This is a genomic window from uncultured Mailhella sp. (genome assembly GCF_944324995.1).
Lineage (GTDB): Bacteria > Desulfobacterota > Desulfovibrionia > Desulfovibrionales > Desulfovibrionaceae > Mailhella.
This window is the reverse complement of sequence record NZ_CALUYL010000001.1, coordinates 29,772-53,668: the sequence shown is the minus strand read 5'-3', so window position 1 is coordinate 53,668 and position 23,897 is coordinate 29,772. Positions and strand designations below refer to the sequence as shown.

At 62.0% G+C, this 23,897-nt stretch carries 23 protein-coding genes and 1 riboswitch; of the genes, 4 read left to right on the top strand and 19 right to left on the bottom strand.

Going from position 1 to position 23,897, the window contains the following annotated elements:
* The first annotated feature begins 78 nt into the window (after nucleotides 1–78).
* From pheT to Q0K02_RS00255, 3 genes are all read left to right on the top strand, one after another.
* Nucleotides 79–2,496 carry a phenylalanine--tRNA ligase subunit beta gene (pheT, locus tag Q0K02_RS00265; protein WP_294483889.1) on the top strand — a complete coding sequence of 806 codons (2,418 nt, stop codon included), beginning with the start codon at nucleotides 79–81 and terminating at the stop codon, nucleotides 2,494–2,496.
* A 407-nt stretch (nucleotides 2,497–2,903) separates the two neighbouring features.
* Nucleotides 2,904–4,340, top strand: coding sequence for an outer membrane homotrimeric porin (locus Q0K02_RS00260; protein WP_294483888.1), 1,437 nt, complete (start codon nucleotides 2,904–2,906; stop codon nucleotides 4,338–4,340).
* Nucleotides 4,341–4,844: 504 nt separating this feature from the next.
* Nucleotides 4,845–5,555: a response regulator transcription factor gene (locus Q0K02_RS00255; RefSeq protein WP_294483886.1), complete on the top strand. Its 711-nt coding sequence runs from the start codon at nucleotides 4,845–4,847 to the stop codon at nucleotides 5,553–5,555.
* 122 nt (nucleotides 5,556–5,677) lie between these two features.
* Here Q0K02_RS00255 and Q0K02_RS00250 read toward each other — a convergent pair whose 3' ends face one another.
* From Q0K02_RS00250 to Q0K02_RS00185, 14 genes are all read right to left on the bottom strand, one after another.
* Nucleotides 5,678–7,225 (bottom strand): ATP-binding protein, encoded by a 1,548-nt coding sequence (locus Q0K02_RS00250; RefSeq protein WP_294483884.1) that lies wholly within the window; start codon nucleotides 7,223–7,225, stop codon nucleotides 5,678–5,680.
* Nucleotides 7,222–7,884, bottom strand: a complete 663-nt coding sequence (locus tag Q0K02_RS00245) for a response regulator (RefSeq protein WP_294483882.1) — start codon at nucleotides 7,882–7,884, stop codon at nucleotides 7,222–7,224. Before Q0K02_RS00245 ends, Q0K02_RS00250 begins: the two co-directional genes overlap by 4 nt.
* Nucleotides 7,885–7,937: 53 nt before the next feature.
* Nucleotides 7,938–8,375: a NirD/YgiW/YdeI family stress tolerance protein gene (locus Q0K02_RS00240; protein ID WP_294483880.1), complete on the bottom strand. Its 438-nt coding sequence runs from the start codon at nucleotides 8,373–8,375 to the stop codon at nucleotides 7,938–7,940.
* Nucleotides 8,376–8,775: 400 nt separating this feature from the next.
* Complete coding sequence (locus tag Q0K02_RS00235; RefSeq protein ID WP_294483878.1) at nucleotides 8,776–9,519, bottom strand: DUF364 domain-containing protein; 744 nt, start codon at nucleotides 9,517–9,519, stop codon at nucleotides 8,776–8,778.
* The gene (locus Q0K02_RS00230; protein ID WP_294483876.1) at nucleotides 9,516–10,232 is read right to left on the bottom strand and encodes an ATP-binding cassette domain-containing protein; all 717 of its coding nucleotides are present in this window, start codon (nucleotides 10,230–10,232) and stop codon (nucleotides 9,516–9,518) included. Before Q0K02_RS00230 ends, Q0K02_RS00235 begins: the two co-directional genes overlap by 4 nt.
* The gene (locus Q0K02_RS00225) at nucleotides 10,229–11,038 is read right to left on the bottom strand and encodes an ABC transporter permease (protein ID WP_294483874.1); all 810 of its coding nucleotides are present in this window, start codon (nucleotides 11,036–11,038) and stop codon (nucleotides 10,229–10,231) included. The genes Q0K02_RS00230 and Q0K02_RS00225 overlap by 4 nt, the downstream gene beginning before the upstream one ends.
* A gap of 87 nt (nucleotides 11,039–11,125) precedes the next feature.
* Entirely contained in the window at nucleotides 11,126–11,863 is a 738-nt protein-coding gene (locus Q0K02_RS00220; RefSeq protein WP_294483872.1) for a substrate-binding domain-containing protein, read from the bottom strand.
* 88 nt (nucleotides 11,864–11,951) lie between these two features.
* Nucleotides 11,952–12,093: riboswitch (molybdenum cofactor riboswitch) on the bottom strand.
* Between the two features lie 117 nt (nucleotides 12,094–12,210).
* Nucleotides 12,211–12,810: a phosphonate metabolism protein/1,5-bisphosphokinase (PRPP-forming) PhnN gene (gene phnN / locus Q0K02_RS00215; RefSeq protein ID WP_294483870.1), complete on the bottom strand. Its 600-nt coding sequence runs from the start codon at nucleotides 12,808–12,810 to the stop codon at nucleotides 12,211–12,213.
* Between the two features lie 130 nt (nucleotides 12,811–12,940).
* Nucleotides 12,941–13,486: a permease gene (locus Q0K02_RS00210; protein WP_294483868.1), complete on the bottom strand. Its 546-nt coding sequence runs from the start codon at nucleotides 13,484–13,486 to the stop codon at nucleotides 12,941–12,943.
* Nucleotides 13,483–13,959 carry a permease gene (locus Q0K02_RS00205; protein ID WP_294483866.1) on the bottom strand — a complete coding sequence of 159 codons (477 nt, stop codon included), beginning with the start codon at nucleotides 13,957–13,959 and terminating at the stop codon, nucleotides 13,483–13,485. Before Q0K02_RS00205 ends, Q0K02_RS00210 begins: the two co-directional genes overlap by 4 nt.
* Nucleotide 13,960: 1 nt before the next feature.
* The gene (locus Q0K02_RS00200) at nucleotides 13,961–14,353 is read right to left on the bottom strand and encodes a metalloregulator ArsR/SmtB family transcription factor (protein WP_294483864.1); all 393 of its coding nucleotides are present in this window, start codon (nucleotides 14,351–14,353) and stop codon (nucleotides 13,961–13,963) included.
* A gap of 193 nt (nucleotides 14,354–14,546) precedes the next feature.
* Nucleotides 14,547–15,242: a P-II family nitrogen regulator gene (locus tag Q0K02_RS00195; RefSeq protein ID WP_294483862.1), complete on the bottom strand. Its 696-nt coding sequence runs from the start codon at nucleotides 15,240–15,242 to the stop codon at nucleotides 14,547–14,549.
* Nucleotides 15,239–16,693 carry a DUF1538 domain-containing protein gene (locus Q0K02_RS00190; protein WP_294483860.1) on the bottom strand — a complete coding sequence of 485 codons (1,455 nt, stop codon included), beginning with the start codon at nucleotides 16,691–16,693 and terminating at the stop codon, nucleotides 15,239–15,241. The genes Q0K02_RS00195 and Q0K02_RS00190 overlap by 4 nt, the downstream gene beginning before the upstream one ends.
* A gap of 90 nt (nucleotides 16,694–16,783) precedes the next feature.
* A complete protein-coding gene (locus tag Q0K02_RS00185; RefSeq protein WP_294483858.1) occupies nucleotides 16,784–17,548 on the bottom strand; it encodes a TSUP family transporter in 765 nt (254 codons plus the stop codon).
* Between the two features lie 221 nt (nucleotides 17,549–17,769).
* Between Q0K02_RS00185 and Q0K02_RS00180 the strand changes: the two genes are divergently transcribed.
* Complete coding sequence (locus Q0K02_RS00180; RefSeq protein WP_294483857.1) at nucleotides 17,770–18,681, top strand: AraC family transcriptional regulator; 912 nt, start codon at nucleotides 17,770–17,772, stop codon at nucleotides 18,679–18,681.
* A 426-nt stretch (nucleotides 18,682–19,107) separates the two neighbouring features.
* On the opposite strand, the gene Q0K02_RS00175 is transcribed toward Q0K02_RS00180, so the two are convergent.
* From Q0K02_RS00175 to cydB, 5 genes are all read right to left on the bottom strand, one after another.
* Complete coding sequence (locus Q0K02_RS00175) at nucleotides 19,108–20,118, bottom strand: NAD(P)H-dependent glycerol-3-phosphate dehydrogenase (RefSeq protein ID WP_294483855.1); 1,011 nt, start codon at nucleotides 20,116–20,118, stop codon at nucleotides 19,108–19,110.
* A 253-nt stretch (nucleotides 20,119–20,371) separates the two neighbouring features.
* Nucleotides 20,372–21,364: a serine O-acetyltransferase EpsC gene (gene epsC / locus Q0K02_RS00170; protein ID WP_294483853.1), complete on the bottom strand. Its 993-nt coding sequence runs from the start codon at nucleotides 21,362–21,364 to the stop codon at nucleotides 20,372–20,374.
* A 6-nt stretch (nucleotides 21,365–21,370) separates the two neighbouring features.
* The gene (gene cysK, locus Q0K02_RS00165; protein ID WP_294483850.1) at nucleotides 21,371–22,294 is read right to left on the bottom strand and encodes a cysteine synthase A; all 924 of its coding nucleotides are present in this window, start codon (nucleotides 22,292–22,294) and stop codon (nucleotides 21,371–21,373) included.
* Between the two features lie 7 nt (nucleotides 22,295–22,301).
* Complete coding sequence (locus Q0K02_RS00160; protein ID WP_294483848.1) at nucleotides 22,302–22,598, bottom strand: hypothetical protein; 297 nt, start codon at nucleotides 22,596–22,598, stop codon at nucleotides 22,302–22,304.
* Between the two features lie 278 nt (nucleotides 22,599–22,876).
* Nucleotides 22,877–23,896, bottom strand: coding sequence for a cytochrome d ubiquinol oxidase subunit II (gene cydB / locus Q0K02_RS00155; protein ID WP_294483846.1), 1,020 nt, complete (start codon nucleotides 23,894–23,896; stop codon nucleotides 22,877–22,879).
* Nucleotide 23,897: the final 1 nt, after the last annotated feature.

Below are 23,897 nucleotides of genomic sequence, written 5' to 3'. Positions count from 1 at the left end.
AGGGCCGGAAACGCCGCCTTTGCGGGCGACGCATCCGGAACGACCAGAATGGTTTCATCCTCTGAGGAGAAAAAACATATGCTGCTGAGTTTCAATTGGCTGAAGGAATTTGTTCCGTACACCGGAACGGCTGAAGAGCTGGGCGAAATGCTCACCATGCTCGGCCTCGAACTGGAAGAAGTGGTGCATCCCTACGCGGAAATCGAAGGCGTGGTGACCGGCCGCGTGCTCACCTGCGAGGCGCATCCCGATTCCGATCACCTGCATGTCTGCACCGTGGACGTGGGCGCGGAAGAGCCCCTCAACATCGTGTGCGGCGCGCCCAACGTGGCGGCCGGTCAGCTCGTGGTCGTGGCTCCCGTAGGGTCGACGCTTCCCGGCGGCCTGGTCATGAAGAAGGCCAAGCTGCGCGGCGTGCCCTCGTTCGGCATGATCTGCTCCGAACGCGAGCTCGGTCTTGCCGACGATCATTCCGGCATTCTCGTGCTGCCCGAAGAAAACAGATCCGGCCGCAAGGTCATGCCCGGCGAAAAGTTCGTGGACGCCTACGAGCTGGACAAGGAAGTGCTCGACATCAGCATTACGCCGAACCGCGCCGACTGCCTTTCCGTGTACGGCTTCGCCCGTCTTGTGGGCGCGTACCTGCACCTGCCCGTGACCATGCCTTCCTTCCATCTGGAAGAGAAGGGCGAGGACATGAGCCATGCCGTGCCCGTCGAGGTGAAGGACGGCGGTCTCTGCCCCTCCTACATGGGCCGCATCATCAAGGGCGCGAAGGTCAAGCCCTCTCCGGCCTGGATGCGCTATCGCCTGCACGGCGTGGGCGTGCGCGCCATCTCCAACCTTGTGGACGTGACCAACTACATTCTCATGGAACTGGGCCAGCCCCTGCACGCCTTTGATCACAACAAGCTGGCGGGCGGCCGCATCATCGTGCGTCCGGCCGTGGACGGCGAAAAGCTCACCACCCTCGACGGGCAGGAGCGTCTGCTCAAGGCCGGCGACGGCCTCATCTGCGACGCCGAAAAGCCGGTGGCGCTTGCCGGCGTCATGGGCGGTCTGGAAACCGAAATCACCGACGAGAGCGAGAGCGTGTTCCTGGAATGCGCGGTGTTCCGTCCGAGCTCCATCCGCGTGACGGCCCGCCGTCTCGGCCTGACCAGCGAGGCTTCCTATCGCTACGAACGCGGCGTGGATCCCACCAACATGTCGTTTGCGCTGGATCGCGCGGCCGCGCTCATGGCCGAACTTTCCGGAGCCGAAGTGTGCCGCGGCGTGTGCGAATGCACGCCGAATCCCTGGCAGGCTCCGGTGGTGCGCTTCCGCCGCAGCCGCGCCGAAGATCTGCTCGGCGTGGAACTTACCGACGATTTCTGCGCGCAGACGCTGGAGAGCCTCGGCTGCACCGTGGACCGCAGCGCGGGCGACGAGTGGAGCGTGAAGACTCCCGGCTGGCGCTATGACCTCACCCGCGAAGCCGATCTCATTGAGGAAGTGGCCATTTTCAAGGGCGTGGACAACCTCGGCGAAACGCTGCCCTCCATTCCGCAGACCCTTTCCTCCTTCGGCGCGCCGGAAAGCCGCCACGCCTTCATGATGCGCGTGAAGAACTGGGCCGCGGGCCTCGGCCTCAACGAAGCCGTGAACTACAGCTTCGTGGGCAACAAGGATCTCGACTTCCTCGGTCTGCCCGCCGAAGGCCGCGTGAACATCATGAATCCGCTCACCGCCGAGCAGGACGTGCTGCGCACCGAACTTGCTCCCGGCCTGTTCCAGAACGTGCGTCACAACATCGCGCAGGGCGCGGCGGGCGTCCGCCTCTTTGAAGTGGCGGAAGCCTTCACTCTGGATCCTTCCAGCGACACCACGGTGAAGGAAGTGCGTCACCTTGCCATGGTGCTCTACGGCTCCCGCTACGACGAAGCCTGGGCCCACAAGGACGAGGATCTGGACTATGTGGATCTGAAGGGCATTGTGGAAAAGCTCTTCGGCTTCCTGCATCTGCCCGAGCCCGCGTTCGCCATGCAGGAAACGCATCCCTACCTTGCTCCCGCCGTGCAGATGACCATGCCCGACGGCACGGTGGTCGGCGTGATCGGCCGCCTCAAGCCCGCGCTGGCCGACGCCTATCTGGCCCGCAAGGCCGTGTGGTACGCCGATCTCGACATGGACTACCTGCGCACTGCCTCGCAGGGCGCCAAAACCGTGTTCCAGCCGCTGCCGGTGTATCCGGCCGTGCGCCGCGACATCACGTTCATTGCGCCCCGCGCCATGCATGTGGACGCCGTGCTCTCCGCCGTTCGCGGCGCGAAGACGAATCTCATGGAGAGCGTGGAGCTCCTGGACGTGTACGAACCCAAGGAAGGCGCTGATCGTCACATCACCTGCCGCCTGACCTTCCGCAAGGCCGACCGCACGCTTCAGGACGGCGAAGTGGACAAGGAACGCGAAAAGATTGCGTCGTTCGTGGTGAAGAGCCTCGGCGTGCGCATCTAGCGCGAGCTTTTTCGAAGCTTTGGGGCCGCTCCTTCGGGGGCGGCCTTTTTCGTCGGCGTTGCCGTCCGGAAAAGAGTTCGGGCGTGAGCGGCGGCCGCTTCACGAAAGGCGTCTGAGCTGCCTGAGAGACGCTTGCGGGCGTCGCGGGGCCTGAACGCGGCTTCCGGGCGTCGGAGTGCGGAGGAGAGAAGAATAGACGGCGCAGAAGGCTTTGGCCGCAGTCATGGAAATTATGCTGTAAAAATTTTTTTATTTCAATGAAAGCAAGGAGTTGTCGTGATTTATTCCTGAATTGTTCATGATTTATTAACAAATTCTTATCATCGCCTGTTGCAGGGTCGTTCCATGGAAAAAGAGGGATTTTCCATACTTGCGTCAACCACTTTTTTTTCAGAGGAATGATTATCATGAAAAAGCTGACTACGCTTCTTCTGGCCGCCGGCATGGTGTTTGCCGCGACCGCTCCGGCTTCCGCCGTCGATATGAAGATGGACGGTGAATATCTCTTCAACTTTGCTCTCGGCGAACGCGTCGCCACCGGCGACAACTTCGACAACGCCGGTCAGCGTCTGCGTCTCGGCATGACCCTTACCGCCAGCGAAGACCTCTCCGGTTACTTCCAGGTTCAGGTCGGCACCAGCCCGAACAGCACCGGCATCTACGACTGGGGCGCGGATACTTCCGGCAACAGCACCAGAATCGGCATGCGTCAGGCTTATGTGGACTGGATGATTCCCCAGACCGACGTCAAGGTGCGCATGGGCCGTCAGCTCATCGGTCTGCCTGAAGACGCCTTCGGCAAGAACGCCATCATGCATCCCGGCTGGCAGGGCCGCGACGGCGTCGTCGTGACCTCTCCCGTGGCCGACTGGCTCGATCTGACCGCCTTCTGGGTGCGCGGCGCCTACGCTCCCGCCAAGGGCGCCGGCGGTGTGGATTACGACACCGACAAATCTCAGAAGTCCGACTTCTTCTCCCTGGCTGCGGCCTTCAAGTTCGACGGCTTCTCCTTCACGCCCTATGTGATGTACGCCGCTCTCGACAAGGGCGCGAACATCGGCTCTTCCACCGACGCCAACTACGTCGGCGCCATGGGCGACAATGACGAATTCGGCGTGCTTTCCTCCGACGGCAACGCCTTCTGGGCCGGCGCTTCCGCCATGCTGACCTATTTTGATCCCTTCGTGCTGAAGCTCTCCGGCGCTTACGGCGTCATCAACTACGAAGGCGACGGCGTGTTCAGCTACACCAACAAGCTGACCGGCAAGGCCGACACCCTCGAAACCGAAACTCTGAAGAACCGCGAAGGCTGGTACGTTCAGGGCAAGGCTTCCTACAAGACCGCCTACGGCACGCCCATTCTGGGTGCCTGGTACGGTTCCGGCGACGATCACGACGCGCAGTACGCCCGTCAGAGCTGGATTCCCACCTTCAACGGCCGCTTCCATCCCACCATCGGCTACAGCTCCGGCGAGTTCGCGCTGTACGACACCACCACCCGTCACAACATAGCGGGCACCTGGGGCGTGCAGCTCGGCGTGGAAGACGTTTCCTTCATGGAAAACCTGAACCACAAGTTCACCGTGACCATGTTCAAGGGCACCAACAAGGACAACGTCTGGGCCAGTGAACTCTCTCCCTGGGAATACATGACCACCTCCGACACCGTGGTTGAATTCAACCTGGCCAACACCTACAAGATCTACAAGAACCTGACCGCCTGCCTCGAACTCGCCTACATGATCACCGATTACGATCGCGCTGATCACAGCGAATGGGCCGAAGGCAAGAACATCGGCAAGGACGGCTGGAGCACCGCTCTCAGCTTTGCCTACAAGTTCTAATCCGACGCGGACATAGTCCGCCCGGATGGAGTATGGTGCGGGAGGGAATGGGCATTCCCTCCCGTTTTTTCTACTCGATGCCGGACGATGCCGCGGCTCCTTACGAAGCGGCTTTTTTTCTTTGAGGCGGCGAGCGGCGGATGAACGCCCCACCGGGCGCGGAGCCTGTTTTCTCAGCGTGGAGAGCGTGCCGGCGGCTATTTGCATCGCGCAGGCGGGGTCATGTCGCCAGAATCCATGTGCGACCTCTGTTGAAGCTCTTTGCAAGTCACGCTGTTTTTTTTATGACTGTTCCAAAATTGCGGACAAGAAACATGCCTTTTCAGGATTGTTGCCTGTGCCGACTTCGGAAATCTTGACGAATATCAGACCATAGCCTAATATTTCAGCCACAGACCTGCCTTGAGTACGAATTGTCAGCAGCGTGTTCCTGCATAGACCGGTCAGTTTTTTTTCGGCAGCCTCCTCCTTTCTTCATATCATAGCCGATCAGGGAGCTGCTCCATGCTGTACAGCCTAAAAAAACAGCTTTCCGTACCCGACCTTCATCTGCTTGTCGGCGTTTCCGATGCGTCGATAATGAAGAATATTTTCGCCTATCTGGAGCCTATGGGCTATCAGCTCGACAGCGCCGCGGACAGCGACGAGGTGCGCAACTGCCTGAAAACCTCCTCGTACGACGCGCTCATTCTCGACGCGCGCTTCAGCGATCAGAACGGCATTCCCCTGTACACCTGCCTGCGTCTGGAAAACGTGAGCTGTCCCATCATTCTGCTCGCGCCGGAGAATACGCTGGAAAACCTGCCCATGTATCTGAACAGCGGGGCCGACGACATCGTGACCAGTCCGCTGCATCTGCTGGAACTGGAAGCGCGGGTGCTGGCGTCCATACGTCTGGCCAAGGCGCACTTCTCCTCAATGAAGCTGAGCTGGGCGGGCATTGAGCTGGATCCGCAGGCGCACACCGTCACCTGCGACGGCAGAAGTCTGCACCTGCCGCCCATGGCCTTCACCCTGCTGGCCCGGCTGATGAAGGCCGCGCCCAACGTGGTGACGCGCAGCGAGCTTCAAAGCGCGCTCTACGGCGACACGCCGCCCAACAGCGACGCGCTGCGCACCTACATTCATATTTTGCGGAGCAATCTGGAGCTTCGGAACAAGCCGATTCTGAAAACGGTTCCGCGGGTCGGATTCCGCCTGATGCCCATGCCGTAACGGCGCAGATCTTCGTTGACGCCACCGGCGCGAGTTCCCTGTTTCGGGAAATCGCGCCGGTGTTTTTTCGTGCAGGCCGACGATTGTTTTTTGCTGCCCGGCAGTCGCGCCCGCAGGGCGGGCTACCAGCGCAGTTCGGCCTTGAAGGAACAGGGAGAAAAGCCGACGGCGTCTTTTTCCATGCTGATGTTCAGGCGGAAACCGTGGATGGACGCAATGCGCCGCACAATGGAAATGCCGAGACCGCTGCCGGATTTTTCCTGTCCGGGCGGGCGGAAAAAGCGTTCGCCGAGTCTTGCCACGTACTCTTCCGGCAGAGAGGCGCAGTCGTTCTGCACGGTGAGGCGGTCGTGTTCCAGCGTCACGCGGATGAGGCCGCCGGTCGGCGTGTAGGCGGCGGCGTTTTCCAGAAGATTGCGCAGAAGCATGGAGAGCAGGGCGGCGTTGCCCTGAACTCCGGCGTTGAGCGAGGAGAGCTGCGATTCGAGCCGCAGATTTGAGGATTCGAGCCGGGAACGGTAGGACGGCAGATAGTCCGCCAGAAGTTCGCTCCAGACCACGTGGGAGAGCACAAGGTCTTTCGGCGAGGGGCTGGAGCCGGGCATGTGCGAGGCTTCGAGCCGGGAGAGGGCGAGAAGCTGATCGATGAGGCGGGAACAGCGGTCTATGCCCTGACGCAGAAACGAGAGCGCCTCCGTTCTTGTTTCGGCCGCCATGCCGGGCTGGGCCGCCACCTGCGCCTGAATGCGGAGTCCGGCGAGGGGCGTGCGCAGTTCGTGCGCGGCGTCGGAAATGAAGGAGCGCTCCCTTGTCAGCATGTCCTTGGTGCGGGCGAAAAAGCCGTTCAGCGATTCCGCCATGGGCAGGGCTTCGGAGGGCATGCGGCTCAGATCAAGCGCCGAGGTGTCTTCCGGATCGCGGGAACGCAGCGCCGCGGCCATGCTGCGCAGAGGCGCAAGCTCCCTCGTGAGCAGAACGAAGAGCCCGGCCAGAAGCACGGGCAGAAGAATCAGCCACGGCAGAATCTGACCTTCCAGCATTTCGAGCGCCATGTCGCTGCGGTATTCCTCTTCCTGCCCCACGGCGATGACGTAGCGCCCGTCGCTGGAATCCATCCACAGAATGCGCCAGATGTCGTCGTCATGGATCAGCGGTTCGTTGACGAAGCCCCGGCGCGAGCCTTCAAACGGGAAACGTCGGCCTTTCTGACCGTCGGAGAGAAGGCGTTCGCCTTCGGGAGAGAAAATGGCGAAGGCGATGGCTTCGTCTTCAAGCTTGCCGATGCCCTTTTTCTTGACTCCCGGCAGCATCTCGCCGATGTGGGGCAGCTCGTCCGGCGCGCGCGTGAGATCGGCCACGGCCAGCGTTCGCGCCACGAGCATCTGCTGGGAGTCGAAAAATTCGTTGATGTAGCTGCGGCACGTATGCCAGCTGAACAGAGCGGCGGCCAGCCACGCCGTGAGCATGAACAGCGAAAAGAACAGGCTCAGCCGCAGCCGCAGGCTCTTGCGGCTGACGGGCAGGGAAAGAATGCGGTTCCAGAGTCTGTCGGTCAGTCGGAGGCCGCGAACAAAAAGGCCGGAAGCTTTTTGTCCCGTCGCCGAAAATGTGCGGCGGCAGAAACTTCCGACCTTGCCGAAACGCGTTTCCGCATGTTCAGGAGGTGTCATGAGGCGTCTCCTAATGTGTAGCCTACGGAATGCACGGTTTTGATGAAGCCCGATCCCAGCTTGCGGCGCAGGCGGTGTACCAGCACTTCCACGGAATTGCTGCTGACCTCTTCGCCCCAGGGATAGAGCTTTTCTTCAATGGCGCTGCGGGAAAGCACGCTGTGTTTGTTGAGCAGCAGCAGCTCCACGAGCATGACTTCCTTCTGTCCCAAGGCTACGGGCTGTCCGTTCAGCGAAACCGTGCGCGTGAGCGGATCGAAGCTCACCGCGCCGTGGACAAGCTGCGGCGAGGAAACGCCGTGCCTGCGACGCACCAGAGCGCGCAGTCTGGCGGCCACCTCATCCAGATCAAAGGGCTTGCCGAGATAGTCGTCCGCGCCGAGGTTGAGTCCTTCCACGCGCTGACTGATGGCGTCCCGCGCGGTGAGCACGAGCACCGGCACGTCCTGCCCCGAGGAGCGCCACGTTTTCAGAATGTCGAGTCCGTCCATGCCGGGGAGCCCGAGATCGAGAATGACGGCGTCGTATTCCGCCGAGGCGAGAGCCTTCATGCCGAGCGGACCTTCCTTGAACCAGTCCACGGCAAAGCCCATGGCGGGCAGGCCCATTTTGAGTCCGTTGCCTATGAGAATGTCATCCTCGATGAGAAGAACGCGCATGGTGCTCCTTGGGGTTCCGGCGCGCTCCTTTGGGGGAGCGCGCCGCGTGACTGTTACTTCTTCACGATGCTCTTGACGTCGATTTCCAGCTCACGCCAGTCCTTTTCCACTTCGCCGGAGATTTCCACGAGGTCGTTGGGGCCCACGTTCTGGCCTCTCCAGCGCTTGTGATCGATTTCCACGTTGATGGTGCCGGTCTGGTCTTCAAACACGTAGCGTTCGTCGCCGAGGTGACGGATGATGTGGCCTCTGAGCGTGACGGGGGTGTCGTCGCGCATGTCCTTGGCCTGCTTCACGGTGCTGAGGGCGGGGCCGGGGCCGGTGTAGCCTCCTCCCTGCATGTAGCCTCCGTCGGGACCCTTGGCAAGAGCGCCGGAAACGCCGAGGGTGAGGCTGAGGGCAAGGGCCGCGGCGAGAGCCAGAGGAAGACGGGACTTGCGGGAAGAATCGGAAGAACGACGGTCGTTCAGGAGAGCGGGATGCATGGTCATAAAAAAGCCTCCGTAGAGTATATGTTTTGTTTTTTCGTTGTTGCCTTTTCCACTTGAGGACAGTAAAGCATCGGAAACTTACACGCTCCTTACATCGGAAAAATTTTTTGCGGATTCTGAAAAATTTTCCGATTTTTCTTCCCGGGAAGGCGGAGGTTCGCGGCGGAAGGGGCGTTCAGGGGAAAAGGCGTCGCATGCCGCCTGCGCACGGGGGGAGGCGCGGCCTCTTTTCACGGGGCTTGAGCGTCCATGAAAAGGCCGGAACCTGACTTTTCAGACGCAAAAAAGAGCCGGACTCATCAGATCCCGGCTCTTTCAGGATAGGACGTCAGGCGTGAGGGCGCAAGCGCTTCGCGCCCTTGTTCCGACGGCGCGTTCGGAGCGGCAGGCGGAGAAGGCGTCAGGAGGATTTCGGGCAGAAGCGGGGAAGATGAAGAATGCGGGCCGCGGCAGCCCCGGAAATGCCGAAAAATATGACCGGTCTGCCGATGTCCACAAAGTTGACGAAGGTGCCGTTGCAGAGCGTGCTGCCCGTGCAGAGCACAAGTTCCGACCATTCAAGCACGGCGCTGCGGTAGCCTGTTTCACCGTGTTCAATGGTCACGCCGGACTTTACGTCGCCTACGAACTGGGGATTCATGTCCAGCACCCGCAGGGGAAATTCCCGGGAGAGGCGGGCCGTGAGGGCGGGCTGATAGCCTGTCAGCGTGATGCGCGGCGCGCCGAAGTGTTCACGGATATGCGCGGCGCAGGCTTCGGCGCAGAGTTCGAGATCGTCGTTGCGGCAGTGAACGGTGTGATCGATGTCGCCGGTGTGGCGCATGACGGCGTTCAGCGTGGCCACGAGAAGTCCTCGGCTGTGCGGGTCGTTTTCCGGATCAAGGGCCAGCACGTCGTCCAGCGTGCCGCAGAAGTCCGAGGGAGCGTCTGTGAACGCCTGACCGAGGGCGGAACCGAACTGCGCCTGAAGCATGATTTCCTTGCCTGCAAGAATGGGATAGTCCTTGCGCCTGGTGTTGCCTATGGCTTCTTCCGGGGAAAGACCGCGGCTTTTCAGCATGATGGGGCTTTCATTCAGATGATGAAGCCGGACAATCCGTTCGAGTTCCTGTTTGAGACGACGATAGAGTTCCTGGGCTGTCATGCGTCCTCCAGACCGAGAAAGGTGTTGAGTTCCGTATTGCTGCTGCGGGCGAAGAGATCCTCTGATCGGCGTATGCAGAGCATTCTGCCCTCTGCCATGATGCCTATGCGGGAAGCCAGCATTTGCGCTTCCCGGAAGTCATGGGTCACAAAGAGCACGGCGCAGTCGAATTTCTGTGGAATGCGTGCTATTTCCCCGTAAAGCCGCTGCTTTGTGGAAGGATCGAGCGAGGAGAATGGTTCGTCGAGCAGCAGCAGTCGGGGTTTGAGCACCAGGGCTCTGGCAAGGGCCACGCGTTGTCGTTCGCCCCCGCTCAGCGTTTGCGGATAGTTTTTCAGCACATGCCCGATGCCGAGCAGTTCGGCTATGGCCGTTGTTTTTTCTTTCTGTTCGGCGCGTGGCGCGTGGCGCACCCGAAGGCCGTAGGCAATGTTTCCTTCCACGGTCATGTGCGGAAAGAGCGCGTAGTCCTGATACACGAAGCCTATGCGGCGTTCGGTGAGGGGAATGCTCTGCACGGGCGTTCCGTAGAGCAGAATGTTGCCGCTCTCCGGGGCATAGAATCCGGCGGCTGATTCGAGAAGCAGGGTTTTTCCCGCGCCTGTGCGGCCGAGAATGGCAAAGATTTCCCGTTCGCCGAGTTCAAAGGATATGTCCTGAATGCGCATGCTGCCCCGGGTGAGGCAGAAGCTGTCGAAAGCAAGCGGAATCATGGTCTGACAGCTCCCTCCATGCGGCTGGCCGCGCGGTGCTGCAGCAGCGTGGAGAGCATGAGCGCCGCGCCGGAAATGATCAGCAGAATGATGGCTGCGGCCATGGCCATGCCGTTGTCGCCGGTGCTGATGTTGAGGTAGATGCTGGCCGGGAGTGTTTCCGTTTTCATGCGTGTCACGCCCACGAGCATGAGCGTGGCGCCGAACTCTCCAATGGCCCGGGACCACGTGAGAATGGCGGCCATGAGTATGGCATTGCGGCTCATGGGCAGGGTGATGGTGCAGAATCGCTGCCAGCGGGAAGCGCCCAGCGTTCCGGCAATGAATTCCAGTCTGCCGTCCAGTTCTTCCAGCGCCGTGCGCATGAGCCGTACGACGAAGGGAATGTTCACCAGCCATTGCGCCATGACTATGCCCGCCGGTTCAAAGATGACGCGGATGCCCAAGTGCTTGAGCAGTCTGCCGGCTTCGGAGGAAAACATCGTGAGCAGGCAGAGGCCGAGCACGAGATAGGGCAGGGAGAGGGGAAGTTCCAGCACGATGCGGCAGAAGTTGCGCAGCGGCATGCGGCATCGCGCCAGCGCATAGGCGCAGGGAATGCCCACCAGAAAGCAGAGCAGCGTGGACAGCGTGGAGGTGACGAGGCTGAGTCGTATGGAAAAGAGCACTTCCTCGGAGCGAAAGGCCGCGGGCAGAAAGGGCAGACCTCCCACGACTATGGTGCAGATGGACGCCGTAAGGAAGAGCACGGTCAGAAAGGCGATGAGAAGGCTTGCGCCGTCAAAGAGGGAAAGCTTCTGTTTCATGGCGCGGACGGAGCCTGCGCGTCGGCGGAGCAACGCGGAAAAGGGAGGGAAAGGCCGTCTGATCCGGGCAGGCGGCCTTTGGAAACGTCAGTTCAGCACGACGTAGCCGTATTTTTCCCAGATGGAGTGAGCTTCCCCGGAGTTCAGAAAATCGAGGAACAGCTTTTGTCCTTCGGGATCGTCGGAAACGGAAAGCGAGGCTGCGGGAATGGTTTTCACGTAGGCGTCCATGACCGGGTCGGGCACGATGTCCATGGCCGGAGAAACGTTTTCCTTCCACACGATGACGGCATCGCATTCTCCCACGTTCAGGGCGTTGAAGATGGAAGGCGCCGTCACGCCGCGGCTGACCACGTTCACCTTGCCGGCGAGACCGGCGTCGGCAAGGGCCTTGTCCGCAATTTTGCCTATGGGCGTCGCCTTGGCGTCGCCGAGCACCACGCGAAGATCACTTCTGCCGAGATCCTTCACGCCCCTGATGTTCTTGGGATTGCCTCTGGCTACGGCCAGCACGGGAATGTGCTTGACGAGATCGCGTCTTGCGGAGACGTATTTTTCTATGGGCTTCAGCTCTTCCGCAGCGCCGGCAATGAAGAGGTCGCCTTCCTGGGCGGTGTTGATCTGCGACTGTATCTGACCGGCGTTGGCGTAGGTGACTTCCATGTTCACCTTCGTTTTTTGGGTGAAGGCGGCGGCTATTTCCCCGAAAGGTTTGGTCATGCCTGCCCCGCAATAGACGTGCAGGGCTCTGGCGGCCTGCGCCGCGCAGGGCAGAGAAAGAATGAGGACGGCCGCAACACAGAGGAAGAGGGGAAATCTTTTCATGGGATTCTCCATGCCGCGCAAAGGCGCGATTCCGGTGTTGCTCACATACGAAAACACCAGAACCATGATGCGGAACGTTTCCGGGCATGGAACAAGCGCAGCGTTTTCTTTCCAACCCCGAAGGGCATACGGGAGGCGGCCCCGTTTCCAGAACCACCCTGTGAGCAGAAACTCAGGTCGGAACGGCATGGCAGAGCTGTAGCCGGACCGACTCGAAAACTTATTTTTGAAATAGACAAGGCGTTGTTTTTTGTCAAGCGGGGAGGCGGAAATACGGCGCTGCCTGTCGGGAAAAGTCGTGAAAACACGATGATGAGAGCCGAACGGCCAACCGCGCCGGCATGCGTTCAGTCGGGAAAAGAGATTCGTCCGCGGTGCCCGTTTGGGCCTGACAGCGGGAGTCTCGATCGGAGTTCCTGCTCCAGAAGCGCCGCCGCTTCGTGAAGATGACCGGAATTGTCTATGCGTATCCAGGGCAGGGAATCGAGATCGGGCAGGGCGAGCAGCGCTCCGGCGAGACGCTCTTCCAGCGCCGCGCCGGATTCCCGTCCCCGGGCCAGCAGGCGTTCGCGAAGAAGATGCGGCTTTGCGGTCACGAGCACGGGAACGAGATCGGGATAGCGGCGCACGGCCTCGGCAAAGGCCGCGCGGGAGCCGTTGACGAGCAGGGAAACGCCGCGGGCGAGGGCGAGATCCGCATGGACGGAAATGCCGTAGCGGTGGCCGTGACTTGTCCAGTGCAGGGAAAAGCGTCCCGCGGAGGCGAGCTCTTCAAAGCGCTCGCGGGACACGGCGATGTGCCGCTCGCCTTCGGAGGAGGCGGGGCGGGTGATGTGACGCCTGACCGCGGCCAGCGGAAGCCCGCGGAAACGGCGGAGCATTTCGCGGATAAGGCTGTCCTTGCCCGCGCCGGAGGCTCCCATGACATAGACGAGTCTGCCGCGCATGATGATCCGCCTGAGATTTGTGCCGCGAGGCGTTTGGGAAGTACGCCGAAAAGAGGCGCGTTTCGGGCCGGACGGCGGACGGTGCGCCCGCACGAGATTGCCGGAAGCATAGAGGAGAGGCGAAGGAGCGTCAATGCCTGCCGGGCTCGGAGGATGGTTCCGCGGGGAGGGGAACGGGATGCCGCCTGGCCTCGCGTTCCAGAATGAGGGCGATGAGGAAGATGCCCACAATGTTGAAGGCAAGGCGCATGGCCATGAAGCGGAAGCCGAGCGTGGCGCTTTCAAAGAGAATGAGCGGGATTTTCGTGGTGGACCAGGCCCCGATGAAGATGAACACGTTGCGCATGCCCGCGCCCTTTTTCATCATGACCGCGGCCATGGGAAAGGCGGCGTAGAGGGGGCCCGCCGCGGCGGAGCCGAGAATAAAGGCGAGCAGCATGCCCCGCGCGCCGGAGCCTTCGCCCATGTATTTCATCATGGTTTCTCTGTCCACCCACACGTCCAGAAGGCCGAGCAGCACGAAGATGGGCGGCAGAAAGGAAAGCATTTCGAGCACGTTGTCTCCGGTCAGGGCCAGAGCCTTTTTCCCGACGGCGGGTTCAAGGAAGAGCAGCGCGACATTGAAGGCGAAAAGCGCCAGAAACATGCGGTAGCGGCGGAGAACGGCGGCGATCACAGCAGCGCCCCCAGAACGACGGAGGAAACGACGGCGTAGAAAAAGGCCAGCGCATTGCGCATCAGGGCCAGACGTTTGCCGAAGAAGGTGCCTTCCAGCGGCAGAGTGACGATGCCCACCATCATGAGCGTGGTGAGGAACATGGCCGTCTGCCCGTAGCCTGCGCCGGAAGAAAGAAGCGAGGCCGCCAGCGGAAAGGCGATGAAGCCCGGAATGAGCGTGACGGAACCGATCACTGCGGCGATGGCCATGCCGAGCGCCCCGGATTCCGCGCCCAGAAGACGGGTGATGAGCTCTTTGTCGAGCACGGCGAGCATGAGGCCTATGAGCACCAGGATGGCCAGAAACTGGGGCAGAATGTTTTCAAACGATTTCCAGGCCTTGACGAGCGCCTGACGCGTTTTTTTTCTGTCCTTTCGGAAGGAGAGCGCGAGCAGAAGCAACGTGACGAGGTAGAGGGCGGCGGTGGACATGTCAATGTTCCTCGACGGTTGACGGAGCCATGGGCAGCGTGCGGAGTTTGCCTGCGCCGTGACAGCGGCGGCGCATGGCTTCGTCGCAGGGAAAGGCTCGCGGCGCGGCTTCGTCCTCCTTGTCGGCAGGGAGCGTTGCGGCAAGCGCTTCCAGTTCCCGGGCCAGATCGAGCAGGCGCTGCCGGTTGACGGCGTAGTGCATGAAGCGTCCGCGTCTTGTTCCATCAAGCAGACCTGCGCGGCGCAGAAGGCCGACATGCTGAGATACGGCGCTTTCGCTGATGTTCAGGCGGGCGGCGAGGGCGGAAACGCAGCAGCTGCCGCTCAGCAGCAGACGAATGAGCCTGCGTCTGGTGTCGTCGGCAAGGGCGCGGTAAAGCAGATCGTTGTCCATGAAAATCGGCGCGTTGTTCGGAAGCGCGGCAGAAGCGCGGCGTCTTCCGAAGTTTTAATTAAGTAATTGCTTAAATAAAAGGGACGTCCGGGGCTGTCAACGGAGCGTTTTTTTGCCGGGCCGGGGGAGGCGAACAAAAATCCCCGCCGCGGGAAGGCGACGGGGATCATGTTCGGCAATATCGTCGGCAGGATTATCGACGGGGCGAGCCCAGCATGTCGAAGGATTCCACGGCGGTGCGGAAGGCGATGCCGGAACCGGGTTCGGCGTCTTTGAATTCCGCCTTGACGCTTTCCATGATGCGGGCGCTTTTGTCCTTCGGCGCGAGGATCATGACGAGTTCCTTTTCCGGCACGATGGTGATGCCGAAGAAGGAGGCGTCGTCCGGACGGGCCGTGCCGCGCGCGTGGATGACCGTGCCGCCCGTGGCGCCGGCGCTTCTGGCCGCGTCCATGACCTGATCGGCGCTGCCGTGGTTGACGATGACGGAGAGAAGTTCGTAGCCGGACTGTTCCGGGCTGTTGTCAGACATGGTGTCCTCCTGAGTCTGGGAAGGCGCGGCGGGCGTGGAATCGTGACGCCGGAAGGCTTCGAGCACGTCGATGGTGAAGAGTATGCCTCTTGTTCTGGAGAGCGCCGGGGCGTTGCGTATGGCGTTCATCACGGGGCGGACCAGCGAGGCGGGCAGCAGGGTGTAGAGCAGTTCCTTTTCCACGTCGTCGAGGCCGAGAATGCGCAGCCATTTGCTCTGGGCCGTTCCGCGTCCCATGAGCACGGTGCCGCCCGGGGCTCCGGCTTTTCTGGCCGCGGTCATGGCGGCGTCGCACTTGTGTTTTTCTATGACGGCAATGAGCAGTTTGCCTGCCTGTTCGTTGAGCTGGGTGGTCATGCGCGGTCTCCCGTCTTGCGGCTGAAAACGATGCCCAGAAGCTGAATGGCGATGAGCGGCGTCATGGCTATCATGGCGATGCATCCGAAGGCGTCCACGGCGGGATTGCCGCCCACGCCCTTGGATACGCCGAGCATGAAGGCGAGAATGAACGTGGAGGCCATGGGGCCGGATGCCACGCCGCCGGAATCGAAGGCGATGGCCGTGAACATGCGCGGGCAGAAGCGCATGAGCAGCATGGCCGCGGCGTAGCCGGGAATGAGGAAGAACCAGAGACTCGTTCCCGAGATCACCCGGAACATGGCAATGCCCACGGCCAGGGACACGCCGGCGGAAAGGGCCGCCAGCATGAGCATGCGGCGGATGGCGCCGCCGGAAACCTGTTCCACCTGTTCGGTGAGAATCCACACGGCGGGTTCGGCGCACACCACCACGGCCCCGAGCACCAGCGCCACGGGAATGAGCCAGAAGCGGTGTTCCGGCGCGGAGAGCAGCGCGCCGAGCGCGTCGCCCGCGGGCATGAAGCCGCCCTTCACGCCGAGGAAGAACAGAATGACGCCGAAGAACGTATAGACAAGGCCCATGACCATGCGCAGCGTCTGGCGGCGGGAAAGTCTGATGAGAAAGAGCCGGAACAGCAGAAAGAGCACGGCGAGCGGGCCGAGAGCCATGGCCACTTCGTGCGTGACTTCGGGCAGAAGGTGCAGAAAATGGGCAACGAGCCCGAGCGAACCTTCTTCCGCGGCGGCGGCCGTTTCCGGCGAGGCGGGGGTGGCGAACAGCCCGAGCATGAGCACGGCGAGAATGGGCCCCACCGAAGCCAGTCCCACGAAGCCGAAGCTGTCGTCTCCGGCTCCGCTGCCGCCGCGCACGGCGGCCACGCCCACGCCGAGCGCCATGATGAACGGCACCGTCATGGGGCCCGTGGTGGCTCCGCCTGCGTCGAAGCCTATGCCGAGAAAGAGATCGGGCGTGAAGGCGGCGCAGAGAAACACCGCGGCGTAGCAGAGAAACAGCAGCAGCTTGAGAGGAAGCTGAAAGATGATGCGTCCCATGGCCACGGCCACGAAGAATCCCACGCCCGCGGCAATGATGCACACGAGCGCCATGGGCGCGATGACCGGAGCCACGCCCGTGACCTGCGCGGCCAGCACCTGAACGTCGGGTTCGGCCACGGTGATGATGAAGCCCACCACGAAGCCCACGGCAAGCATGAGGGTGAGATTGCGCTTTCCGGTGAGCGTGGAGCCCACCTTCTGGCCCACGGGAAGCACGCCGATGTCCGCGCCCACCAGAAACAGGCCGAGGCCGATGATGAAGAGCACTGCGCCCGCGAGAAATCTCGGCAGGGCGTCGCCGAGGGGCGCAACTGTCAGATGAAGAAGGAGAACCAGAATCACGATCGGCACGACCGAGATCACGGCTTCCTTGCATTTCTCGATGAAGAGCATGGGGCTCCTTTAGGTTGATAGTAAATATTCTTGTTAAGAGAATGCCATCATTCAGGAGCGGTGTCCAGAGGGATATTGCGGTCGGGGGCGTTACGCGATGAAGAAGCGGTAGATGAGCGAAGCGAGCAGCAGGCAGAGGGTGACGTAGAGGAAGTTTCTCACCATGCGGGTGCCGATGCGGATGGCCAGATGCGTGCCGAGCTGATTGCCGAGAATGTTGGCCACGGCGCAGGGAATGCCCAGAGAATACAGGGCCACTCCGCCGGAAGCGAACACGGCGAAGGCTCCGGCGTTGGAGGCGAGATTGAACACTTTTGCGGTGGCCGAGGCGCGCACGAGGCCCATGCGCAGCACGAGATGCTGCGCGATGATGAAGAAGCTGCCCGTGCCCGGCCCGAAGAATCCGTCATACGCGCCGATGAAAAATCCCATGAGAATGACGCGCAGCCAGAGATGCTTTTCCGGCAGTTCGCCTTCTTCGCTGACGAGTTTTCCCGAGAACAGGGAAATGACCATGCCCACGGGCAGCAGGAAGATGAGCAGCTTGCCGAGCATGGCGCTGTCCACGTGCATGGCGAGGCCGGATCCGGCCATGCCGCCGACGAAGGCGGAAACGAAGCCTGCGGGCGCGATGCGCAGCACCACGAGATGATTGCGGGCGAAGGTCCACAGCGAGGTGAGGGAACCGAGAGTGCTGGCGAACTTTCCGGTGCCGAGGGCGGTGTGCGGCGGCAGACCGCACAGAAGCATGGCCGGGGTGGAAATGAGTCCGCCGCCTCCGGCCACGGAATCCACAAATCCGGCGATAAAGAAGAACAGGCACAAAACTACGATGACGAGCAGGGAAAGTTCCATGATGAAGGCCTTATTGATGTTGCAGGGACATGTCCTTGTAGTCGAAAACGCGGCGTTTGTCGAAAATGGACTTTTCTGTGCCGCAATGAGAGAATCGGGCAAGAAAAAAGGGGAATCGTATCTAGGTGAGACTGCGGCGCGGGGGTAGTATGGCGGATATTCTTTCCGGAGAGCGCCGCGCGGAGTCTGGAAATGATGCTGCGCGCGGCATGGAGGTGCGTATGGGAGAATGGAAGCGAATCAACGACCGCCTCAAGGAACTGGTGCTGCGTCACATGCCGGAGCCGGGCTACCGTCAGACGGAGATTCCCGGCTTGTCGTTGTCCCGGCGGCTGGCGCACGACGTGCTGGAAAACAGTCTGTATCATCCGTGCATCGGGGTCATGCTCCAGGGGCGGAAGAAATCGGTCATCGGCACGGAGGAATACGTGTACGGCGAGGGACAGTGTCTGGTGGTCGGCGTGGACGTGCCGAGCTCCTTCTACGTCATGGACGGCACGGAGGAAGCGCCGTTTCTGTGTCTCTCGCTGGAAGTGGACAAATTTCTGCTGGCGCGGCTGGCCGCCGAAGTGCCTCCGACTCCGGGATCGGGCGGAGAAGGCGGCATGAAGGGCGTGTCGGTGGCGGACGTGGACGTTTCCGTGCTCGACGCCTTTCTGCGTCTGGCGGAACTTCTGGACAAGCCCGAACAGATTGCCGTGCTCGCGCCCATGATCATACGGGAGATCTACTACCGCATGCTCATCGGCCCGCAGGGCGAGTTTCTGCGCCGTTTCCACACGCTGGGCTCGCAAAGCATGCAGATTGCGCAGGCCGTCACCTGGCTGCGGGACAATTATCGTTCGCCGCTTCAGGTGGAGGAGCTCGCCCGCCGCGTGAACATGGCGACGTCCACCTTCCATCGGCATTTCAAGGAAGTGACGAGTCTGAGTCCGTTGCAGTTTCACAAAAGGCTGCGTCTTTTTGAAGCGCAGCGCCTCATGCTTTCGGAACGGGTGGACGCGGCCAGCGCCGGACTGGCCGTGGGCTATGAGAGCCCCACGCAGTTCAACAGGGAATACAAAAGGCTGTTCGGCGAGCCGCCGCACCGCAACATCACAAGACTGAAGAACGCCCGTTCGGGTCGGGAGTAGCGCGGACGCTTTTGCCGTCTTCGGCGCAAAGCATGGCCTGCCGGGTCGCCCTTCCTTCTCCTGCGGAGCGTTTCTCCGGGGAAGGGCGGCCTTTCGCGCCCGCGGGGCATCACCGTCTTGCGCAGATCGGGGCGGCCGTCAACGGCATGCTGCGCCACGGAGGAGGGGCTGACGGACGCGGCTTTTCCCGAGCCGCCGCGCATTTTTTGTCCTGCGCGGAATGGCGCGTCGCCTGGGAGAGCGCAGGGGGACGCCGGGTTCAGAAGGCAGTCTGCGCAGGAGCGCAGCCGCCCGGCGCGTGAAAGAAAAATCCCTGTTCAAAGTGCAGCCTGCCCGGAGCGCAGCGCCCGAGCGTCGGCGGGAGCGTTTTGCGGATGCTCAGGGCGGAATTTTCGAGGCTTCGGGGCAGCGGCCCGGGTCGCGTCGTCAGGCCAGTTCTTCCTTGAGGGGGCGTTCCATCAGCTCGCGCACGGCCGCCGCCGGATCGGCGTTTTCGTAGAGCACCCGGCACATGGCTTCGGTGACCGGCGCGGACACGTTCAGCTTTGTTGCCAGCGCGCGGGCGGCAGAGGCGGTTTTCACGCCTTCGGCCACCATGCCGAGCGAGGCGACGATGTCGTCGAGCTTTTCTCCCTTGCCGAGGCGGATGCCCACCTGACGGTTGCGGGAAAGTCCGCCCGTGCAGGTCAGCACAAGATCGCCGAGGCCGGAAAGGCCCATGAAGGTGAGGGGCCGGGCTCCCATGGCCGTGCCGAGGCGGGAGAGTTCCGCAAGCCCCCGCGTGATGAGCGCGGCGCGGGCGTTGGAGCCGAAGCCGAGGCCGTCGCCGATGCCCGCGGCAATGGCCATGACGTTCTTGAGTGCGCCGCCCATTTCCACGCCCGTGACGTCGGAGCTGGAATAGCAGCGGAAAAAGGGCGTGGAAAAGATTTCCCGGAGTCGCGCCCCGAGGGCGTCGTTTTCGCAGCCGAGCACCACGGCCGTGGGCTGCGCGTCCATGACTTCCGCCGCAAAGGACGGGCCGGAAAGCACGGCGTAGCGGGGAGAGAGGGCGGAGAGTTCTTCCATGACCACGCGGCTCATGGTGAGGCAGGTGCCGTTTTCCAGCCCCTTGGAGGCGTTGACGATGACACAGCGCTCGGCAATCACGGGCCGCATGGAGGCCAGCCAGGCCCGCTGATGCTGGCAGGGCACGGCCAGCACGAGCAGGTTGCAGCGACGTATGGCGTCCGGCGACAGGGATGCCTTCACGCCGGGATGCAGCGCCTTGCCGGGCAGATAGCGCGGATTTTCGTGCCGTTCGTTGACGGCGCTCTCCACGGCGGGATCGCGAAGAACGAGGGTGACGTCGTGCCCGGCCGAGGCCAGCACATGGGCGAGGGCCGTGCCCCAGCTTCCGCCGCCGGCCACGGCGACGTGAAGGATGTCTGCTGTCATGAATCTGCTCCTTTGCTTGCGGCAGTATGGCCCGAAAGTGTGACGGGAACATGACAGAATTTCAGGAGCCTGACGGAAAGGCGTGTTTTTTCGGCAGGAAGGAAGAGGGGGCGGAAAGGCGGGGGGAACGCTTGCGGAGGGCCCGGAGAACGAACGCCCGTTTTTGAAGGCGGCGTTTGCCGCGCTCCCGCATTCATCGCACACCTGCATTAAACGCACGAGGGGCCCGGCTTCTGCCGGGCCCCTCGTTTTGTCAGTCGTGCTTCTTTTCTTCGGAAGCGTGATGCTTTTCGCATTTGCCCGTGAGGCTTTCGCCGGGCTTGGCCTTGGGGCCGCTCTGCACGATGCGGCTTCCTTCGGGCACGCTGTGGGTGAGCCACACGTTGCCGCCGATGACGGAGCCCTTGCCTATGGTGATGCGGCCGAGAATGGAGGCTCCGGCGTACACGGTGACGTTGTCTTCGAGAATGGGATGACGGGGAATGCCCTTGACGAGCGTGCCGTCCGGGTTCTTGGAGAAGGAGAGCGCGCCGAGCGTCACGCCCTGATAGAGGCGGCAGCCCTTGCCGATGATGCAGGTTTCGCCGATGACCACGCCGGTGCCGTGATCGATGAAGAAGTTTTCGCCGATCTGCGCGCCGGGATGAATGTCGATGCCCGTGCGGGAGTGGGCCATTTCTCCGATGATGCGGGGAATGATGGGCACGTTCAGCTTATAGAGTTCGTGGGCGATGCGGTGATGGATCATGGTGAGCATGGAGGGGTAGCAGAACACCGTTTCGCCGGGGCTCGTGGCGGCGGGATCGCCTTCGTAGGCGGCGCGGGCGTCCTGGGCCAGCATGTCGCGGATGGCGGGAATGCGCTGCATGAACTTCATGGCCATTTCCTTGGAAGCCACGTCGCAGCCGCGGCAGTCGTTCACATAGTCGGCGCAGGCGAAGCAGCCGCCTCTGCGGATCTGTTCGCTGAGCAGGCGGAAGATGGAATCGAGATTGGCGGCGATGTGGTAGCGCAGGGATTCCCTGTGCACGTGGGAAGGGCCGAAGTAGCCGGGGAAGAGCACGGCCTTGAGGCGCTCCATCACTTCCTTGAGCACCTCCTGGGAGGGCAGGGGAGTGGAGCAGTCTTTGGCGTTGAGCACGGTGGCGAGCGATTCCGGACGGCAGAGCGCTTCGGTCACTTCATCGAGTTCGCGCATGCGGGAGAGGGCCAGTTCCATGTCTGGGGCGGGATGGCAGGGGGTCATGAACGCTTATTCCTTGGAAAAGAGAGGAGTGGAGAGATACCGTTCCCCGGTGTCGGGAGCGACGGTGACAATATGTTTTCCCGCAAATTCGGGAAGCTGGGCCAGATTCATGGCGGCGCGCACGTTGGCGCCCGAGGTGATGCCGCAGCTCATGGATTCGCGGGCCATGAGCATGCGGGCCGTTTCCATGGCGTCTTCGGTGCTCACCGTGAGAATGCCGTCCACGAGGGAGCGGTCGAACACTTCGGGCACGAAGTTCGCGCCTATGCCCTGAATGCCGTGCGGACCGCTGCGGCCTTCGGAAAGCACCGGCGATTCCGCGGGCTCCACGGCGAAGCAGCGGATGGAGGGATTGGCTTCCTTGAGCCGGAGGCTGACGCCCATGAGCGTAGCGCCCGAACCTATGCCGGCCACGAAGGCCTGCGGCACGAAGCCTTCCTTGCGGCAGTCTTCCAGAATTTCCACGCCGGTGGTGGAGTAGTGAACGCGCGGCCCCACGGGATTGCTGAACTGGTTGGGACGGTAGGCTCCGGGAATGGAGGCGAGCAGTTCCTCCACCTTGTTCTGCGCGCCCTGCATGCCTTCTTCGGCCGGAGTGAGCACGACTTCCGCGCCCATGGCGCGGAGCAGGGCGATGCGTTCTTTGCTCGCGGATGCAGGCATGGTGAGGATGAGACGCAGATTCATTTTGCCGCACACCACGGCAAGACCGATGCCGAGGTTGCCGCTGGTGGCTTCCACCACGGTGCCGCCCGGGGCCAGCGCGCCTTCGCGGATGGCGGCGCGCACGTAGCCGAGCGCGGCTCTGTCCTTGATGGAGCCGCCGGGGTTGCGGGCTTCGTATTTGACGAAGATTTTAGCCGGAAGTTCTGCGGACACGCGGTTCAGATAGATGAGCGGCGTGTGCCCGATGGTATCGAGAATATTCATAGACGCCTCACGAATGATCTGGGAGGGAGGGAATGTCGTCCTTGGTGAACATGCGCCAGAGAACGGAGGTTTCGCCGTCGTGTTCGCGCTTTTCGGGCGTGACGTGGAGTATGGGCTCGTTTTTCCACAGGTACGTCATGCTGTTGTCCGGCGCGATGTGACAGGTCATGTTGGCGGCGATTTCCTCGGGCTTCAGCTTGCGGGGATTCACGCCCATTTCCTCAAGCTGTTCCCGGAGAAGCTCTTCCACGCGGGCGGCGACCTGAAGGTTGGGTTTGGGCGCGTCTTCACTGGATGCTGACATGGTGTCCTCGCTTTTGGTGATGTGGCCGCTTGGGCCTGTTACTTACGATAACCTTTTGTCTTGTCTTGGCAAGGCCGGAAAGGGGCGACGGAATAAAAATTCCTACCTTTCCGCTATGTTTTCTTCGGTCGAGTCGGAAAGCGGATCTTTTTTGTTCTGCGCCTGTGCCGAAGGACGCCGGAAAGTCCGTCTGTTCGGAGCAGGACGTTTCCGGGTAAGAAAAGGGCCGGCGCGCAAGCAGCGCGTCGGCCCCGGAAAGGTGGAAGAACGTTGTCCTGTTAGTAGGAATGTTCGTCCTTGAGCACTTCCTTGGTCACCTTGTGGGCGAAGGTCCAGTACACCCAGGCCTGGTAGAGGAGCACCACGGGCACGGCGCAGAGCGTGACGGTGAGCATGATCTTCAGGGTGAGGGGGCTGGAGGCGGCGTTGAACACGGTGATGCTGTAGGCCGGATCAATGCTGGAAAGAATGATGCCGGGATACATGCCGAACACGCCGAAGAAGGTCAGGCCGAGAATGAACAGGGCGCTGCACAGCCAGGCGACGAGGGTGCAGTTGTTGAGGGCGAGGCGGCTGCCCACGAGGCCGATGACGGCCAGGGCGAGGGCCGCGTAGGCGGCGGGATGCTGCGCAAGGCGGGTGAAGCTTTCGGTGAAGTGGCCGGTGAGGGCCAGGAAGAGCAGCACCAGGGCGAGCAGCACGGGCCAGAGCACGCGGGCGGCCTTGAGGGCCTTCGCCTGCAGATTGCCTTCGGACTTGAGTTCCAGCCAGAGCGCGCCGTGATAGCAGAACATCACCACGAAGAGCACGCCGCCGGCCAGGCCGTAGGGATTGAGGAGCTTGAGGATGTTGCCGTGGTACACGCCGTTTTCGTCGATGGGAATGCCCATGAACAGGTTGGCGAAGGCCACGCCGAGCAGAAGCGCGGGCAGGAAGCTGCCGAGGGTCATGCACACGTCCCAGCTGAAGATCCAGGTGCAGGAATCGCCCTTGCCGCGGAATTCAAAGGCCACGGCGCGGAAGATGAGGCAGAACAGCAGGATGAGCAGGGGAGCGTAGAGCGCGCTGAACATGACGGCGTAGGCGTTGGGGAAGGCGGCGAAGGTCACGCCGCCGGCGGTGATGAGCCACACTTCGTTGCCGTCCCAGTAGGGGCCCTGCGCGTTGTAGATGACGCGGCGTTCATGGTCGTTGGCGGCCACGAAGGGCATGAGGGTGCCCATGCCGAGGTCGAAGCCGTCGAGAATGAAGTACACGGCCCACAAAAGCGTCCAGAGGAAGAACCAGATCGTTTCCATG

Excerpts from the sequence above, each read along its gene's own strand:
- Q0K02_RS00250 (WP_294483884.1), bottom strand. The coding sequence starts at position 7,225 with ATGACACCTCCTGAACATGCGGAAACGCGTTTCGGCAAGGTCGGAAGT.
- Q0K02_RS00190 (WP_294483860.1), bottom strand. The coding sequence starts at position 16,693 with ATGCTCTTCATCGAGAAATGCAAGGAAGCCGTGATCTCGGTCGTGCCG.
- pheT (WP_294483889.1), top strand. The coding sequence starts at position 79 with ATGCTGCTGAGTTTCAATTGGCTGAAGGAATTTGTTCCGTACACCGGA.
- Q0K02_RS00240 (WP_294483880.1), bottom strand. The coding sequence starts at position 8,375 with ATGACCATGCATCCCGCTCTCCTGAACGACCGTCGTTCTTCCGATTCT.
- Q0K02_RS00195 (WP_294483862.1), bottom strand. The coding sequence starts at position 15,242 with ATGACCACCCAGCTCAACGAACAGGCAGGCAAACTGCTCATTGCCGTC.
- Q0K02_RS00220 (WP_294483872.1), bottom strand. The coding sequence starts at position 11,863 with ATGAAAAGATTTCCCCTCTTCCTCTGTGTTGCGGCCGTCCTCATTCTT.
- cydB (WP_294483846.1), bottom strand. The coding sequence starts at position 23,896 with ATGGAAACGATCTGGTTCTTCCTCTGGACGCTTTTGTGGGCCGTGTAC.
- Q0K02_RS00160 (WP_294483848.1), bottom strand. The coding sequence starts at position 22,598 with ATGTCAGCATCCAGTGAAGACGCGCCCAAACCCAACCTTCAGGTCGCC.
- Q0K02_RS00255 (WP_294483886.1), top strand. The coding sequence starts at position 4,845 with ATGCTGTACAGCCTAAAAAAACAGCTTTCCGTACCCGACCTTCATCTG.
- Q0K02_RS00200 (WP_294483864.1), bottom strand. The coding sequence starts at position 14,353 with ATGGACAACGATCTGCTTTACCGCGCCCTTGCCGACGACACCAGACGC.
- Q0K02_RS00175 (WP_294483855.1), bottom strand. The coding sequence starts at position 20,118 with ATGACAGCAGACATCCTTCACGTCGCCGTGGCCGGCGGCGGAAGCTGG.
- Q0K02_RS00235 (WP_294483878.1), bottom strand. The coding sequence starts at position 9,519 with ATGACAGCCCAGGAACTCTATCGTCGTCTCAAACAGGAACTCGAACGG.
- Q0K02_RS00260 (WP_294483888.1), top strand. The coding sequence starts at position 2,904 with ATGAAAAAGCTGACTACGCTTCTTCTGGCCGCCGGCATGGTGTTTGCC.
- Q0K02_RS00245 (WP_294483882.1), bottom strand. The coding sequence starts at position 7,884 with ATGCGCGTTCTTCTCATCGAGGATGACATTCTCATAGGCAACGGACTC.
- Q0K02_RS00180 (WP_294483857.1), top strand. The coding sequence starts at position 17,770 with ATGGGAGAATGGAAGCGAATCAACGACCGCCTCAAGGAACTGGTGCTG.
- Q0K02_RS00225 (WP_294483874.1), bottom strand. The coding sequence starts at position 11,038 with ATGAAACAGAAGCTTTCCCTCTTTGACGGCGCAAGCCTTCTCATCGCC.
- cysK (WP_294483850.1), bottom strand. The coding sequence starts at position 22,294 with ATGAATATTCTCGATACCATCGGGCACACGCCGCTCATCTATCTGAAC.
- Q0K02_RS00205 (WP_294483866.1), bottom strand. The coding sequence starts at position 13,959 with ATGTCCACCGCCGCCCTCTACCTCGTCACGTTGCTTCTGCTCGCGCTC.
- epsC (WP_294483853.1), bottom strand. The coding sequence starts at position 21,364 with ATGACCCCCTGCCATCCCGCCCCAGACATGGAACTGGCCCTCTCCCGC.
- phnN (WP_294483870.1), bottom strand. The coding sequence starts at position 12,810 with ATGCGCGGCAGACTCGTCTATGTCATGGGAGCCTCCGGCGCGGGCAAG.
- Q0K02_RS00185 (WP_294483858.1), bottom strand. The coding sequence starts at position 17,548 with ATGGAACTTTCCCTGCTCGTCATCGTAGTTTTGTGCCTGTTCTTCTTT.
- Q0K02_RS00230 (WP_294483876.1), bottom strand. The coding sequence starts at position 10,232 with ATGATTCCGCTTGCTTTCGACAGCTTCTGCCTCACCCGGGGCAGCATG.